Annotated in this window: 15 protein-coding genes and 1 pseudogene; 12 read left to right on the forward strand and 4 right to left on the reverse strand. The window is 37.7% G+C overall.

Going from position 1 to position 15,470, the window contains the following annotated elements; genetic code table 11:
* Window positions 1-199 precede the first annotated feature (199 nt).
* The 12 genes from Q0N70_RS10480 to Q0N70_RS10535 all read left to right on the forward strand — a co-directional run bounded on the left by Q0N70_RS10480 (window position 200) and on the right by Q0N70_RS10535 (window position 13,045).
* Window positions 200-856 (forward strand): hypothetical protein, encoded by a 657-nt coding sequence (locus tag Q0N70_RS10480; protein ID WP_294016512.1) that lies wholly within the window; start codon window positions 200-202, stop codon window positions 854-856.
* A gap of 24 nt (window positions 857-880) precedes the next feature.
* Window positions 881-1,858 (forward strand): NYN domain-containing protein, encoded by a 978-nt coding sequence (locus Q0N70_RS10485; protein ID WP_294016514.1) that lies wholly within the window; start codon window positions 881-883, stop codon window positions 1,856-1,858.
* Window positions 1,859-1,878: 20 nt separating this feature from the next.
* On the forward strand, window positions 1,879-3,060 hold the full coding sequence (locus Q0N70_RS10490; protein ID WP_294016516.1) for a hypothetical protein: 1,182 nt from the start codon (window positions 1,879-1,881) through the stop codon (window positions 3,058-3,060).
* 573 nt (window positions 3,061-3,633) lie between these two features.
* The gene (locus Q0N70_RS10495; RefSeq protein WP_294016518.1) at window positions 3,634-4,434 is read left to right on the forward strand and encodes a DUF4469 domain-containing protein; all 801 of its coding nucleotides are present in this window, start codon (window positions 3,634-3,636) and stop codon (window positions 4,432-4,434) included.
* A 148-nt stretch (window positions 4,435-4,582) separates the two neighbouring features.
* The gene (locus Q0N70_RS10500; RefSeq protein WP_294016520.1) at window positions 4,583-5,857 is read left to right on the forward strand and encodes an ATP-binding protein; all 1,275 of its coding nucleotides are present in this window, start codon (window positions 4,583-4,585) and stop codon (window positions 5,855-5,857) included.
* 137 nt (window positions 5,858-5,994) lie between these two features.
* Window positions 5,995-6,246 (forward strand): hypothetical protein, encoded by a 252-nt coding sequence (locus tag Q0N70_RS10505; RefSeq protein WP_294016522.1) that lies wholly within the window; start codon window positions 5,995-5,997, stop codon window positions 6,244-6,246.
* A 32-nt stretch (window positions 6,247-6,278) separates the two neighbouring features.
* Window positions 6,279-6,626 (forward strand): hypothetical protein, encoded by a 348-nt coding sequence (locus tag Q0N70_RS10510; RefSeq protein ID WP_294016524.1) that lies wholly within the window; start codon window positions 6,279-6,281, stop codon window positions 6,624-6,626.
* A complete protein-coding gene (gene dcm / locus Q0N70_RS10515) occupies window positions 6,623-7,825 on the forward strand; it encodes a DNA (cytosine-5-)-methyltransferase (protein ID WP_294016527.1) in 1,203 nt (400 codons plus the stop codon). Before Q0N70_RS10510 ends, dcm begins: the two co-directional genes overlap by 4 nt.
* A gap of 1 nt (window position 7,826) precedes the next feature.
* Entirely contained in the window at window positions 7,827-9,491 is a 1,665-nt protein-coding gene (locus Q0N70_RS10520; RefSeq protein ID WP_294016529.1) for an AAA family ATPase, read from the forward strand.
* A gap of 20 nt (window positions 9,492-9,511) precedes the next feature.
* Window positions 9,512-10,873 carry an LlaJI family restriction endonuclease gene (locus Q0N70_RS10525; RefSeq protein WP_294016531.1) on the forward strand — a complete coding sequence of 454 codons (1,362 nt, stop codon included), beginning with the start codon at window positions 9,512-9,514 and terminating at the stop codon, window positions 10,871-10,873.
* Window positions 10,874-10,978: 105 nt separating this feature from the next.
* The gene (locus Q0N70_RS10530) at window positions 10,979-11,653 is read left to right on the forward strand and encodes a DUF4405 domain-containing protein (RefSeq protein WP_294016533.1); all 675 of its coding nucleotides are present in this window, start codon (window positions 10,979-10,981) and stop codon (window positions 11,651-11,653) included.
* A gap of 177 nt (window positions 11,654-11,830) precedes the next feature.
* Window positions 11,831-13,045: a hypothetical protein gene (locus Q0N70_RS10535; protein WP_294016535.1), complete on the forward strand. Its 1,215-nt coding sequence runs from the start codon at window positions 11,831-11,833 to the stop codon at window positions 13,043-13,045.
* A gap of 4 nt (window positions 13,046-13,049) precedes the next feature.
* Here Q0N70_RS10535 and Q0N70_RS10540 read toward each other — a convergent pair whose 3' ends face one another.
* From Q0N70_RS10540 to Q0N70_RS10555, 4 genes and pseudogenes are all read right to left on the reverse strand, one after another.
* A complete protein-coding gene (locus tag Q0N70_RS10540; RefSeq protein ID WP_294016537.1) occupies window positions 13,050-13,403 on the reverse strand; it encodes a hypothetical protein in 354 nt (117 codons plus the stop codon).
* 52 nt (window positions 13,404-13,455) lie between these two features.
* Window positions 13,456-14,709 carry a methyl-accepting chemotaxis protein gene (locus Q0N70_RS10545; RefSeq protein WP_367268263.1) on the reverse strand — a complete coding sequence of 418 codons (1,254 nt, stop codon included), beginning with the start codon at window positions 14,707-14,709 and terminating at the stop codon, window positions 13,456-13,458.
* Window positions 14,710-14,742: 33 nt separating this feature from the next.
* A pseudogene (locus tag Q0N70_RS10550) lies at window positions 14,743-15,102 on the reverse strand (cache domain-containing protein); the annotation flags it as partial.
* A gap of 87 nt (window positions 15,103-15,189) precedes the next feature.
* Window positions 15,190-15,327, reverse strand: a complete 138-nt coding sequence (locus Q0N70_RS10555; RefSeq protein WP_294016539.1) for a hypothetical protein — start codon at window positions 15,325-15,327, stop codon at window positions 15,190-15,192.
* Window positions 15,328-15,470: the final 143 nt, after the last annotated feature.

Genomic DNA, 15,470 nt, shown 5'->3' on the forward strand with positions numbered 1-15,470 from the left:
GCATAAAATTCGTTATTTTTCAGACAAAATGTCTGGACAAAGGGCTTAGCTTAAAGAAATAGATGAGTGAATTGAAAAAACTGGGTGATTATGTACGGCAAGTAGATGCTTAAAAATGCTTTTATATAAAAAATTAAAATATAGCGATAATTATTAAAATATAATTGACAATATATAATTTAGCTTGTATATTTATAATATGAACAGATTTGATGATATAGTTTATGAAGATGACCATTTTACAGACGATGACTACATATTCTTGAATCCATCTCGGCAGTTTCAGGAACACTTAAACGAAATTATGCAATTATGTGACTGGCGTGCAATAGATTTGATGAATATTTTAAGTGTCTCAAAATCTACTTGCAATAATATTCTTGGAAATGATTCCATGACTAACAGCAAGCCCACTCCAATTCATAAAACAGACTTGATTACTTTATTGATGTGCATTCAGCATAAAAAAATAAAGGACAGTCATTCTCTGTTGGTTTTCTATCTGTTTGCAATTTTATGTCCTGGTATGCCTGTAAGCCTTGATTTTGAGCCATTTAAAAAATTGTCTGTTTTGGAAAAAGATTTGCCTTCTGATTTGCTGCTGCAAAATCTGAATTGTCTTTGTCCGGATACAATCAGAAGTTTCAATCGGTTTATTGAATGGCGGTTGAATAAGCCTGATGTCACAATTACAGAATATTATGGTCATCCAGAAATCAATGAATATGTACAGCTTGAATTCGAAGATAATGAACCTATCGAAAACGAAATAAGAAAATCTTTGGAATATTCCGAAAAATTTATCCCATTATATTTAGACTGGTATGTTTCAAAGATTTGCAAATGTTGCAGATAAATCGTTTGGCAGGAGAAGAAACTTATGGAAGAGATATTTAAAATAGCAGTGTTTTTTGATTCTGAAAATGTTCCGGCCGATAAAGTTCCCTTGATAATTGATTATCTTTCTGGAAAAGGTGATATTCTTTTTCAGCGTGCTTATGCGGATTGGTCTGTTTCTAACACAAAGTCATGGAAAGACCAGCTGAATAAAACGCCGATTACAGCTATTCAGCAATTCCATCACAATGAAAAACAGGCTGTTGATAAACTTATAATGATGGATGCGATTGAAATGGCGATAAAACATGAAGATATAAATTTGTTTGCGATTATTGCTTCCGACAACGGTTATCATTCATTGGCATTAAGATTGCGTGAGCTAGGAAAACGCGTTATTGGAATCGGTGAAAAAGCGAAATGCAATTCAATCTGGATAAAATCTTGCAATGAATTCTCATATTTAGAGGACTTGGATGAAAAGGATGAAGATATTCTTTTGAATGAGAAAAACGAAAATGATGAGGATATAAATTTAAAGGATTTTTCACTGGAAAAATTTATTGAGACTGCGTTTGATTCCACTCCATTTTATAATGGAACAAACACAAAGCTGCTTTCGCAAATTTGGGAAACGGTTTACCGTCAAAAATCTGATTTTAATGTAAAAGATTATGGAGTAAAATCCCCAAGAGAATTAATTTTAAAACTGAATTCAAAATTCAAATTGACAGATGACGGCAAGCCGCAAAGAACATTTTTTGTAGAAAAAACAGATTTCAAAGAAAATGAAATCCGAAAAACTGGAGTAGTAAAGCGAAGAATAAAAAACTATCGAATTATTTCATCAGACGATAAAAGTGGAGATTATTTCTTCTATATGGGCGAGATAAATCCTCAGTTCAAAGGTAATAAACTTGATAAAGGCACAAAGGTTGATTTCCAAGTTGTAGATATTCCAAAAGCCAGTAATTCTGAAAATGAAAACGGTCGGGCAACGGATGTCAAAGTTATTGATTAAATTCATGCTATAATATCCCCATGCCGGTACACGCTAACAGCAATCTTTCATCGCTTCTGCACAGCTCCCTTTATTCGCAGGAGATTCTTGATTTTTACAGGAGCCGTTCTGACTGGTTCAATGCGCGAAGGCTCAGGCGGCTTGTTTTTCATACTTCAAAGGAAAACGACCATCTTGTGCTTCCTGATGCGGAAGTCTGCAGGTATGCAAGCAGGCTTTTGTCAATGCAGGAGGCGTTTCTTCTGTGGTTTGAAAAATTGCCGCAAAGCCATAAGAATCTACTTGTTCTTCTGGTGAAGAATCCTGTTCTTTCTGTTGACCGCGCTTATAGAATGGCCGGGATTCTTGACGGAAACTTTAGCGATTCTGATTTTGAGAGTTTTGCGAAAACAGAAATCCTAGGCGACATTCAGAAAAAGCAGAAGTATATTCTTGAGAACATCGCAATCTATAAAAACGGATTTGTGTTTTGCCCGGCTGTTTTTCGCCGCTACATTGCCACGCACCTTTCCGCGCTCGATAAATACAAAAACTTGTCTGATATTTCTGTCTGTGCCGAAGGTGATTTTTTTCCAGTTCCTGCCGGCGAGATTCTAAAAGAAAGTCCAGCTCTTTTTCAGAAAACGGATAATATAATAGAAGAAAAATTGAAAGTTGCTGCTACAATCCGGGAAGCCGTTGAAATTATAGCGGATGCTCCTAACAGTTTTGATGCCGCTTTTCTTGTTCCGCATCTTAATTTGAACGCTCGTTATTGGTTTTCGCCAAAGACAACGCAGGAAAAAATCCGACAGATTGATTCACTTTCAAGATTTCTTGAAAGCCCGCTTTTTGAAAATCCTGTAAGTTTTGAAAAAATCGAGGATTCTTTTTATAAGAATATAACAAGCAAAGTTCCAAAGTTCTACATACCTGAGAGCGGAAACGGCTATTTTGTTCATCTTGAATCAGAAAAGGCCTCAAAAATGGCTTCTTCGTCCAAGTCTGCAAAAACTTCCGCTTGCTTTGGAAAAAGACTTGAGCTTTCTGGCGGAGACTTTTTGTATAATTTCGTCTCTGTTCCCGCGTTCAACAATCTTTTGCTTGTGCTGTGCAGACTGGGCTTTTTTGAATGTTCGCTTTCCTCAAGCGCGCAAAGTCCTTTTCACAACGCAATACTTTATCCGCTCGGAAAGATTAAGTCAGTCAGAAGAAAGTGCTAGAAACTGCCGCCATTCTAAACTTGATTCAGTATCTTTCCGTGGATTTTCGTTTCGATTAACGGATAGTTTTGATTCTTATAGCCAATAAAATCACTCTGATATAGTTCCGTGAATCGCTTTCTGTTTGTTCCGTGTGATAGTTTTTAACATTTCCATGTAAGCGTGTGTAACATCTCCATAATAAAGACTGCTGATTAACTTAATCAGTGGTATGCTTATTAAGTTAACAAGTGGACTGATTATAAAGTTAATAAGCTGTATAATGATTAACACATCATTTGTATTATGATTAGTTGGTCATTATTATGATGATTAACTGATAAACGCTGTATTGATTATCTAATCAGTGCTATACTGATAATACCTAAAAATTGAATAAAAAATAACGGCAAAAAATATTTTGCTGCTGCTGTGGCAGGGATTGTAGGGGCGCAGAGCGTTGCTAAGTGAGCGGAGCGAACGAAGCAATGAAGGCGAAGGCCGGAACCCCGAAAAGCCCGGTTTTTGCGGAACTGAGCGAAGGGAAGTGAAGCAAAAAGCCACCCGAATAAATAAAATTGCGGAGAAATTAGCATGGGCGATGAATTTGAAAATGCGAAGGGAAAAGTTTTTGTTTCTGTTTATCCGTCGAACTTGAAGGACAAGGACGGCAACAGGATTGGAAAATGCGTCGGAAAGGTCAAGAAGAATGTGGCGAGTGTGGAGCAGCTTGTTTCGCGCGCAAAAAAGGGCGGAATTGTAATGTCTGCGGAAACCCTTCTGTATGCGGCGCAGATTCTTTCCAAGGCGGCAAGGGATGCGCTTTCGGAAGGGCTTGCGGTTGACCTTTTGGGGCTTGGAACTTTGGGATTTTCTGTTGAGGGCAGCGTTGACCAGTTTATGACCTCGCTTGAAATTGCGGAGCATTTTAGGCTCGCGTTTACACCGTCAAAGATGGCTGAAAAGGCGTTGAAAAATATTCTGCCGTCGCGCATTGTTCTGCAGAATTCAAGAATTTATATTTCGGAATTGAAAAGCCTTGCGGCGGAAAGTGCTGAGAAAAACACGATTTGCCTGAACAGGCCGCTTTGCATAAAAGGAAACGGGCTTAAAGTCGGCGGCGAGGTCTGCGGAGTTTTTCTTGTTCCGTGCCACGAGCAGAATGTCTACGCCCCGCGTTCTGAATGGATTCCGCTTCCGAATCCGTACACAAACACGCCGAAAAAACTGGAGCTTTATATGCCGGACGATTTTAATATCGGTTACGACGGAGAACCCGGCGAGGAAGAGCCGCTTTTCTGCATTGCGGTTGTAACAAGCCTGAACCCGAACAGCCGCGAGCGCGCGGAATGTGTGGAGGCATTTTCTGAGGCGGTAAGGGGTAGGAGAGTGTGAGAGTTATTTTGTTGTCAGGATGTTTTACCTTGCTCCTGTTTGACTTTGCATAGAAATCAGCCTTGACAAAAAAAGAGATTTTTTTTATTTTTTTGTTGAGAACTTACGACGTAAATGCTGTAGGTTCTCAGTACAGGATAGTTTTCAAATGATAAAGCGAGATTTATATTTAAGAAAATTATTGGATTATATGTGGGACGGCCAGATAAAGGTAATCACAGGAATCCGCCGGGCTGGAAAATCCACACTCCTTTTCGACCTTTTTTATGACTATCTCCTTAAAAGCGGAACTTCTCAAGACAACATTATTACATTGCAGCTAGACAAGCGTAAATACGCAAAATACAGAAATCCTATAGTTCTTGCTGATTTTGTGGAAAACACGGTTTCTGCAGGCAAGGAGAAATTCTATCTTTTTATTGACGAAATTCAGTTCTGCTATTCAATTCCAGATCCGGACAATGACGGGTTTGAAATCACAGTATACGACATGCTTAACGAGCTTAAAGATTATAAGAACCTTGACGTTTATGTTACCGGAAGCAATTCAAAAATGCTTTCCAAGGATATTTCTACGGAGTTCCGTGGTCGTTCATCACAGATCCATGTTTTTCCATTGAGTTTTGCAGAATATAACGAGGCTGTTGGAGGCGACAAGCGGGATAACTTTGACCGTTATATGATTTACGGCGGGCTTCCTTATCTTCTGCATCTAAAGACTGAAGAGCAGTTCAAAGACTATCTTGCAAATCTTTTTGATGAAGTATACATAAAGGATATTGTAGAGCGGAATAAAATTGCGCGTCCGGATTTGCTGAACGATATTTTAAATTTGCTCAGCACATTCATCAGCTCTTTGACAAATCCGCTGAATATTGCAAACAGCATAAAAAGTGTAAAAAAAGAAAAACTAAGTTCTAATACTGTAAGTGATTATATCGAGTATTGCAAGGATGCTTTTCTTATAAGCGAGGCAAAGCGTTACGATGTAAAAGGAAAGCATTATTTTGATTATCCGAACAAATATTATTTTACGGATATTGGCCTGCGGAATGCACGGCTGGGATTCAGGCAGATTGATTCCGGGCACATCATGGAAAACATAATCTACAACGAACTGATTATGCGCGGATATTCTGTTGATATTGGAGTTGTTGTTGACAGAAGAAAAGGCGCAAACGCTCAAAAAGAAATCGATTTTGTTGTGAACAAAGGCGACAGGCGCGTGTATATTCAGTCCGCATGGCAGATGAATACAACCGAAAAAATCACAGCGGAACTTGATTCATTAAAGCTTGCCAAGGATTTTTTTGCAAAGATAATTATACAGAATGATATTCCGTCTCATTTCTCAGATGACGACGGAATAATCCACTGCAATCTGATAGAATTCTTGCTGCGCCCGGAATTGATTCCTTTGTAAGAATTGCCTATATTACTTGCTTATTAAACTGAAAACCTGTCCTTTTAAACGAGCGTTTTTTGGGACAGAAATTTCTTGAGTTTTTCAGTAGAATGACGTATTCTATAGATAGTGGGATTCCCCACTGCGGAGGAAATATGTCAATGACAGCCATAAAAACCTATGATACAAAGACAGACATGAAGAAGAGGATTACTCTCAGAAATTCAAAATATGAGTATTATCATGTTCAGGAATTTGCGGACGGTCGGATTGTGCTTGAGCCTCGTGAGCTGGTTGTTCCTTTTGAAGTCTCTCAAGCAACGCTTGACATGATGGATTCTTCAATGAAAAACCTAAAAAATGGAAAAGTTTCCGAACCGCTTGATTTAAAGGAATTCGAGGCTTAATTTTGTTCAATATCCGCTTAGGAATTCCAGAAATGAAAGAATTTTGGGATTCATTAAAGAAAAAAGTAAAGGAAAATACAGCCTCAAAAGATGAAGTTTTGCTTTATCAAAAACTTGGAAAGGCGATGAAGCTTCTTTCTGTAAATCCGCGTCATACAGGACTTCGCACTCATGACATTGAAGCCCTTTCAAAGCGATATGGAATGAAAGTGTGGGAATCTTATTTAGAAAATAATAAGCCAGCAGCTGGAAGAATATTTTGGGTATACGCGCCTAATCAGAATGATATAACGATTATTGGACTTGAGCCTCATCCAAATGCAAAGAAAAATGCGTACAAAAAAATTACGTTGTCGGCAGTAGATGGAGAAGAAAAATGAACGAAAAAGTTGTCCCAAAAAACGCTCGTTTAAATGAGCAGAAAAGTACACGTAAAAAATCGAAAGTTAACTATACCGTTTTAGAAGAATATAAAAACGGTAAAATTTTTGATGAAGATTATGCATTTATAACTCATTACATTCAACTTCAAAATTCTGCTGCGAGTGAGAAATATAGAAAAGTTCTTGAGCAGAATGGAATTGATGTTTCAAAACTTCCAGCAACAGATGGTTTTAACACGAAACAGGCCGTTCCATTCGTTGCACCAAAAAATCCATCGTTTACTTTTATTGATTTATTTGCCGGTATTGGCGGATTTCGGCTTGCAATGCAGTCCTGCGGAGGTCAATGCGTTTTTTCTTCTGAATGGGACGATGCCGCAAAGCAGACTTATTTTGAAAATTATGGTGAAGTTCCGTTTGGAGATATTACAAAAATAAAATCTTCAGATATTCCTGACTTTGATATTTTGACAGGGGGATTTCCTTGTCAACCTTTTAGTTCAATTGGAAAAAGAGAAGGATTTCAGCATAAAACACAGGGAACTTTGTTTTTCTATATTGCAAACATAATAAAAGAAAAGAAACCTAAAGCATTTCTACTTGAAAATGTTACAGGTCTTTTAACACATGATAATGGTCAAACTTATCAAACAATTCTTGACACTCTTAGGAATGAACTTGAATACAATGTTGAAACTAAAGTTCTGAATAGTGCGGATTTTGAAGTTCCTCAAGAAAGAAAACGACTTTATTTCGTTGGATTTAGAAAAGATATTTTTGATAAAAACTTTGTTTTCCCGACTGGTTCAAAAAATAAAGTTGGTTTTGGACAATTTGTTGAAAAGAATGCAGAAGGTCCTTCAATTTCTGAGCATTTGCAGCGAAGCTATATTTTCAAAAAAGATGATGGTCATCCAGAGATTGTAGATGAAAATACAGATTTTCCAGTAAAAACTTTTTGTGCCTCATATCACAAGATTCAAAGAATAACAGGAACTTTTGTCCGTGGAGGAAAAACAGGACTTCGCCTTTTTACAGAAAGCGAATGTAAATCTGTTATGGGATTCCCTAAAAATTTTAAATGCCCTGTTTCTCGTACACAAAAATATCATCAATTTGGGAATTCAGTCGCAGTGCCAGTAGTTACAGCAATATCAAAAGAAATAGTAAAAAAAATAAATCAAGGAGATAATTAGAATGTCATCTGTGAAAGATATTGTTTCTAGTGTTTTTAAAAGATATGAGGGCGAATATCTTACTCCAGAAAGAATTAGAAATGAGTGTTCTATTCTTTCAAAAGCAACAGATGAGGATAATCCAGGAGATCCCGGAAGAACAGCGCGTGATTTTTTTAATGATGGATTTGTGCAAAGAGATGCTTCAAGTAATTATTGCTATGATTCATCAAAAATTTCTGATTCACTTATAAAGGAATTCTCTCAATTTGAGAATTTGTATAACAGGCTTCCAAAAGATTTCAATCCAACAGCAGTTTTGAAGATTCCATTAGGCAATGTTCCTGAAGATAATTGTATTGATTATCTTGCTTCTGAATTAAAAAAGTATAAAGAAAAATACAAAAGTTATGGAATCCATTATTTTGGCATAAAATATTCAAAAGCCATTGTTGATAAAAATATAAATATTTCGGAGATTGTTCAAAAAGCGAATGAAAGTGATAACTGGAAAGACGAACTCCGCAAAATGATAAAGATTTATAATATAGCTGCCAGTCGTAGTGAAGTTGATTATGAATCAGATAACAAAATAAATGTTTTGGAATCAGAACAATCTCCAGCCCCAAAAGCCACAAAACCCGCCGAGCCATACGAGCAAATCGTTTTTTATGGTGTTCCTGGCAGCGGAAAATCTTACAAAATTGATAATGAAAAAACTGTCGGAGCATCCGAATATCAAAAGCAGAAAGTTGTCTTTCATCCGGATTACACAAACGCTGATTTTATCGGGCAGATAATTCCAAAAATGAAGGAAATTGGTGAGGGGGAAAATAAAAAATCTGTGATTGAATACAGTTTTAAACCCGGCCCGTTCACAACGATTCTGCGCCGTGCTTTGCGTGATAAAGAAAATCAGTATTATCTTTTGATTGAAGAAATCAACCGCGGAAATGCCGCTGCGATTTTTGGAGACTTGTTTCAGCTTCTTGACAGAAATGATGACGGCTGGAGCTGCTCGCCTGTCAATAACGACGACATTAATTTTTATATTGCTTCTGAATATGAGTTTTGGGATGAAAAATATTCTGATTCCCATACATACAGTTTTGAAAGTGTAAATCATCCTGATGGAACAGAACCGTTTTCAAGAAACACAGGAATACAGCTTCCGCCGAATCTTTCTATTTATGCAACAATGAACACAAATGACCAGAATGTGTTTTCTTTGGATAATGCTTTCAACCGCCGTTTTCTGAGTGAGTATATTTCAAATAAGGAAAATTCCAAAAATGAGGCGCACCGCAATCAGTTTAATCTAAAAATTGGCGAAACTGGCATTTACTGGGGAAATTTCAGAAATCTTATCAACAAGGAAATAATTGGAAGCGGATTTATAAATGCGGAAGACAGGCAGCTCGGGCTTTTCTTTGTAAAAAAGAGCAGAGGTTTTGACGGAATTACAGAAAAAGATTTTGCAGATAAGGTTTTAAAATATCTTTGGCATGATGTGTTTAAACGAGATAAAAATATTTTTAAAGGTTCTGTCGAGATAAAAAGCTTTGAAGATTTAATCGACAACTTTAATGGCAAAGATGCCTTTGGAAACTGCTTTGACGCAGATTTTGTTGCTAAGTTAAAAGAAGGCAATAATCCGTTAAGCTATCAGCCAAAGCAGGCTGAATAATTTCCAAAATCTGAATTCTTATGTCAGAAGAAATATCTTTGCAAGAACTTGAAATTTCTCTAAAAACTGCGCAAGGCGGAAACGATTTTGTGGGAATAAAAATAACGCAGTCAGAACGGACTGTAGTTTTTCCACTGGGATATTTTCCTGAAAAATCAAGCTTGTCTGCCTCAAAAATACAGAAGGAAGAGCGGAACGAAATCTTAAATCTTATAAATTCAATTTATCTTTGCACTTCAAACAAAAAAGGCGAGCGTGTTTCTGTTTTAAACGGCGATGTGAAATGTGATTTTCCAATAAAATCTATGCTCTATATAATAGAAGATTTTTTAGATAGAGGAACTTACTACACAGAAAAAGAAACTTTGTATACAAAATCCAATGGCGGAAAAATCAGCTGGAATCGCACGATAAAAAGAATAAAGCCTGCAGTTTCGGAAAGTGGAATCGCGTTTTTGGATTTTATTATCCGCAAGAGCCGCATTCAGGAAAATCAGCTTATAACAGAGATTCACAAGTATTGCGTTTACAAATGCTTTGAAATTTTCGGCTTTTTGTATAGCTCATCACTTCCAGAAAAAGGCTTGCTCGATGAAACTGATATTTCAAAAAATAAAAAATACTATGCTCAGGTTTTGCAGGAAAAAATCGATTCGACTTATCTTGAATCTAATGTTGAGCTTTTCAGCAATCTGCTTGACTTTATAAACTTCTTTGACTGTGAAAGCGAGACAAAAGAAGCAAGCTATGGAACAAACTGTTTTCAAGTTGTCTGGGAAAAGATGGTAGATTCAGTTTTTGGAACGGTTGGTCAAACAGAAAAAGAAAAGTATTTTTATACTGGCTCAAGATGGAATTTTACAGACGGAAAACCGAAGCAAAACGCTCCTTTGCGGCCTGACACAATTATGATTGCAGAAAATCCTTTGGAACAGAGCGGGCGGAAATGCTTCATCATTGACTCAAAATATTACAGCTACAAAACGCTCCGAAAACTAGATTCTGAAGAAAACGAGAGTGAGCAGGAAAGCGTTTTAGTTCACGGCTCAATTCCCGGAACTGATTCAATCCAAAAGCAGATTACCTATGCGCAATATATTGACAGTGAAATAAAAACTTTTGGCTCAGAAAAAAGAGAAAAGTTCCGTTTTAGGCACAGCGATATTTTCAACGTTTTTATCCTGCCAGCTAATAATATAGAAGAAAAATTGCGATACATTGGAAGTGCGGCAAGCGACTGGCACGACGGCAGCAAAAATTACCACACTGTCCACGCTGTAACCTTGGACACAAAATTTTTACTAAAAAACGGAAATAAGAAAAGCGATGAAATACAGAAAGAACTTGCAGAGCTGATTGAAAAAAGAGAAAAAATAACTTAACTAAGCTTCCTGCATATCATGATATTCCAACAAACTATTGTTGCTTTTCCGCATTTTCTGCTATTCTTTTTGAAAACGCAACTTAAAAGGAAATTCAAAATGCACGTGAAAAAAATATTGAAAATCATAACCGACATTCTGATGTTCGTAGACTTTATTTTTTTAATGAGCCACGAGGTTGTGAGAAATCTTTCAGCGCATGGGATTTTTGGAATTGCACTTTTTGCGCTGTTTATTCTACACCACATTTTGAACGGCGGATTTTACCGTTCTTTGAATCGCGGAAAATATAATTCCATGCGGATTTTGTTCAGTGCGACGGTATGGCTTTTGTTTGCGCTGATGATTTTGATGGCGTTCAGTTCAGTGATGATGAGCGGCGCGATTTTCACGTTTTCTTCTATTAATATGACTTCCTGGAGCCGTCCGCTGCATACTTTTTCTTGTTCCTGGGGATTTTTGGTGATGGGTTTTCACTTGGGGCTTCATCTTCATTCAAAGCTGAAAAAACTTGAGAATGCTGCGAATGACAAAACTGCGGACGACAGAAATTCCGCATTGCGTATCGTGCTTCAAGTCTTGTGGATTTTGATTTTCGCGCTCGGAATTTTCTGCATTGTCCACAGTCAGCTTTACGTTTACCTTTTCTGGCAAAATGCATGGAAACTTTCCGCGCCGAATATTTTTGTGTGCGTTGCGGAATATCTTGGAATGACTGCCGGAATGATAATGCTTTCGCATTTTGCGATGAATTTTATTCAGTTGCGGCGTGCACAATAAGTTTCTTCAAATCCGAAGGTGCTTGCCGAAAGAAATCTTGTGTAGTATATTGAGCGAATAAATTGTCCATGAACTGCATTCATTTTATGACGGAAATTTGTGCTGATTTTTTTCGTTTTGACACGGCTTGTTTTGGACTTTTTTCTAAATTACAAAAGGTTCGGTGTTTTAAAATTTATGTTCGGATTGAGATTAAAAAACTTGAAGGCTGCGGGAGTCTTTTCATTTTTATTTGTTTTTTTGGGAACTGAAGTTTTTTCTCAAACTTCTGGAACTGTAGAAGAATGTTCCTTTGGTGTTTTCCGCTCGCAGTATGGCGATATGTTCGATGTGCGCTACTGGCAGAATCAGCTTGATGACAATTATTATTTTCACACTGGACTTTATGATGATGCGATTAATTTTGCTTGGGCTGTTAATTTCCTTGGAATTTATTGGGGCGCGGGCTACAATGCAAAAGTGATGAACCACAAGGCGTGGCCTCACAATCTGACTGACATGGACGTTTGCATTATGGCAGGCATTCCGTCTCTTGGGCTTGGAGTGCGCGCAAGCTATTACGATAAAAATGTTTACAAGGGGCTTGGCACTGCCGCTCCTAAAGTTGAAATCGGAAAAACTTTTGAATCAGTTCCTGTTAAGCTTGGATTTGAGGCAGAAGGAAAATTCAGATACTGGAAATCTCTTCATCTTGACGTGGCGCAAATTCCTTTTATTTTTAAATTTGATTTTTCACCAGACGGAATGCGCGGAGCGGGCGGAACTTACACCGTAATGCCGACTCTAAAATATCCTTCCGCCGTGAATGAAGTTTCGGGGCTTGCTCCTATGCAGGGATTTTCTGTCTGGGCTGGCTGGAAATGGAATATTCTCGGTAATTTGGAATTTGGCTTGCGTCCGTCATTTATGATAAATTTCAACTGCATAAATACTGCTGACTATTCTATAAACAAACGTATGTCAGAACTTGACCAAGACGGAGTTGGAAGTCTTGTTGAAAATCTTAACTGGATTCCAGAAAACGGAAACACAGAGTGGCGTGTGAGTGTTCCTTTTTCAGCGGTTTATGGCATTACAGAAAAAGTTCAGCTTATCGTTGGATTCAAGTGCGGATTTTACTGGGCGAATTTTGACCACATGAGCGAAAAGCATACTGGCGGAAGAAACTTGCATGGAACTGTAAACGAAACTGGATTCGCTCTTGGACTTAAAGCCGAAATGAACAAAAATGCGGTTTTCCAAATTGGCTCTTCATATATCAGGCAGCTTTCCTTGAACCCGGAAGGAAACACAACCGGATCTCCTAAAGACTACGAAACAGACGCTCCAAACATTTCAGTTTCAAATCTTTTTGACCAGCCTGTTACAGCCTCGCTTACATTGCGGTTTTGATTCACTATTTCACAACATATTTTCCGTTGGAAGTTTCTGAAATTGTAAGCGTGGTTGTGTATTTTATTCTGCGGCTGTAGGTTGCCTTTAGATACATTTCTTTAGTCTGCAAATTTATTCCTGAAAAGAATTCGATTTTTGTAATTTCCTGCTCGCATTTTATTGTAGCGATTGTTCCGGGATTAATCCGTGCGTACGATTTTGTTGAGTCGTCAAATGTAAAAGCAATTACAAATGCAGTGTCTTTTGTCGTGTCCTTTATGTTAAGCTCAAAGCTTTCATCAGTTCCAAAGTGGCAGACGGAAAAGACAACTGCGAGTGCAATCAATGTAATAAAAACTAAAATGTGTTTTTTCATTTGCGGTTTATCTAATAAGAATGTTTTGACTAAACATATTGTCATCTTCGGGCTAGACATTGAACTGATTTATATGCTCGCCGATTTCGCTGATGTTCGCTTTCATTTTTCCAGAAACATCAGACAGCGCGCTTGTTGTTGAATTGATGGCTTTTGTTCCCTGTGTCATTTCTTCCATGCTGTTTTTTATCATTGTCATTGCGTTTTGAAGAACTTGAACATCGCCAAGAATTTTTTCACTTTTTTCTGTCATTGAGCCTGCCGCATCCCGCACTTCAATTGTGCTGTCTTGCATTGAATGCAGAGCTTCACTTATTTGCGATGAACCCAAAGTTTGTTCTTCCATTGCGCTTTTTATCTGGCGCACAAGCTGGTCTGTTCCATTCAATTCCTCTGCGACCGCCGTAAACGCTGTGTTTGAAGTTTCGCTCATTGAAACGCAGCTTTGGATTGAATCGCTTATGTTGTTCAGCTGTTTTCCAATCGCCGTTGACTGGCTGGAAGAAGTTTCTGAAAGTTTTCTGATTTCGTCTGCAACTACGCTGAATCCTTTTCCTGCTTCTCCTGCGTGTGCCGCTTCGATTGCCGTGTTCATGGCAAGAAGATTTGTCTGTTCCGCAATTGAAGCAATTATTGTGTTTGCGTCGTGAAGCATTTCAGACTGTTTTTCAATTTGCTCGATTTTTTCATTTACTTCTTTTTGACGCTGAATTCCTGTGCTTATGTTTTCCGTGAGCGAATTAAAACTTTCCGCCATTTTTTCAACTGAAGAATTTACGGAATTAATATTTTCCATCATCTGTTCAACCGCCGCCGAAGCTTGAGTTACTCCGCTTGACTGGTTTTCAATCATTTTTTCAAGCTTGCTGATGTCCTCTGAAATTCCCTGAACTGCCGCCGCTGTTTCTGTTACCGATTCAGATTCCTTGTCAATCTGATTTCCTGCGCTGTTTATGTTTGCAAGAATTTCTGTAACGGAAGAAGCTGTTTCTGATGAAGAATTTTCAAGCGTTATGCCTGCTTCGGAAAGCTGGTTGCTTGATTTTTTTATGTCCACAACAATGTTCTGCAATTTGTCTGCAAAACTGTTGAAACTTTCTGCGATTGTGTTGAACTCAAGAAGATTTGAAGGCTTGATTCGCTTTGTAAGATCCGCGTTTCCGTTTGCAATGTCGTATACAGATTTGTCAACTGTGTCCAGCGGATTTATTATTGCTTTCAATACAATGCAATAGAAAATAACTGCCACAACAACAAGAATTGCCAATGTTACAATAATCATCATGTTTATCATGGAGCGGTACATATTTTGAATTTCTTCTTTTTTGCCGGAAATCTGATTCTGAATGTCATCGTAATAATTTCCTGTTGAAATCATCCAGCCCCAAGGTTCAAAAATTCCTGAGTATGCAAGTTTAGGAGCAACTGTAACGCCGTCAGATTTTGTGAACATAAACTGATTGAATCCGCCGCCGGAAGAACAAGCCTTGAAAATTTCCTGAATAATTTTTACGCCGTTTGAATCTGTAAGGTTGAACCGGTTTGCGCCTTCATTTTTAACAAGAATCGGATGCATGACAAGAATGTAATCTTTATCGTCAATCCAAAAATATCCTGTGGCATCGTCCCTGTATCTCATTGCGCGGACGGTTTCCTTTGCGTTGTATTTTGCCTGCGCTTCTGAAATTTCTCCAGCCTTGAATCTGTCGTATTATTTTTTTATTACTGAAATAGCGGCTTGAACTTGCGATTTGATTTCAATTTTGTAGCCGTAATCCATCGCGCCTTAGTAGTCAGTGTACGCCATTTTGGAAGTTTTATTGATGTAATGAATTCCTACAGAACCTACCGCTGCAGAAATTACAATTGAAAAAATAATGCTTAAAAATACAAGAGTGAATTTGAGGGATAATTTCTTTTTCATACAATCTCCTTTTTAAAGTCAAATATTATAAAATATTGAATAACATGATAACACGTGTTTTTAACGTAGTAAAGTTTAAATTTAAAAAATTAAACTACCTGAATTTTGAGTTGTCATTATCGGGCTTGAACTGATAATCTGTT

Source organism: uncultured Treponema sp., from assembly GCF_945873775.1.
Lineage (GTDB): Bacteria > Spirochaetota > Spirochaetia > Treponematales > Treponemataceae > Treponema_D.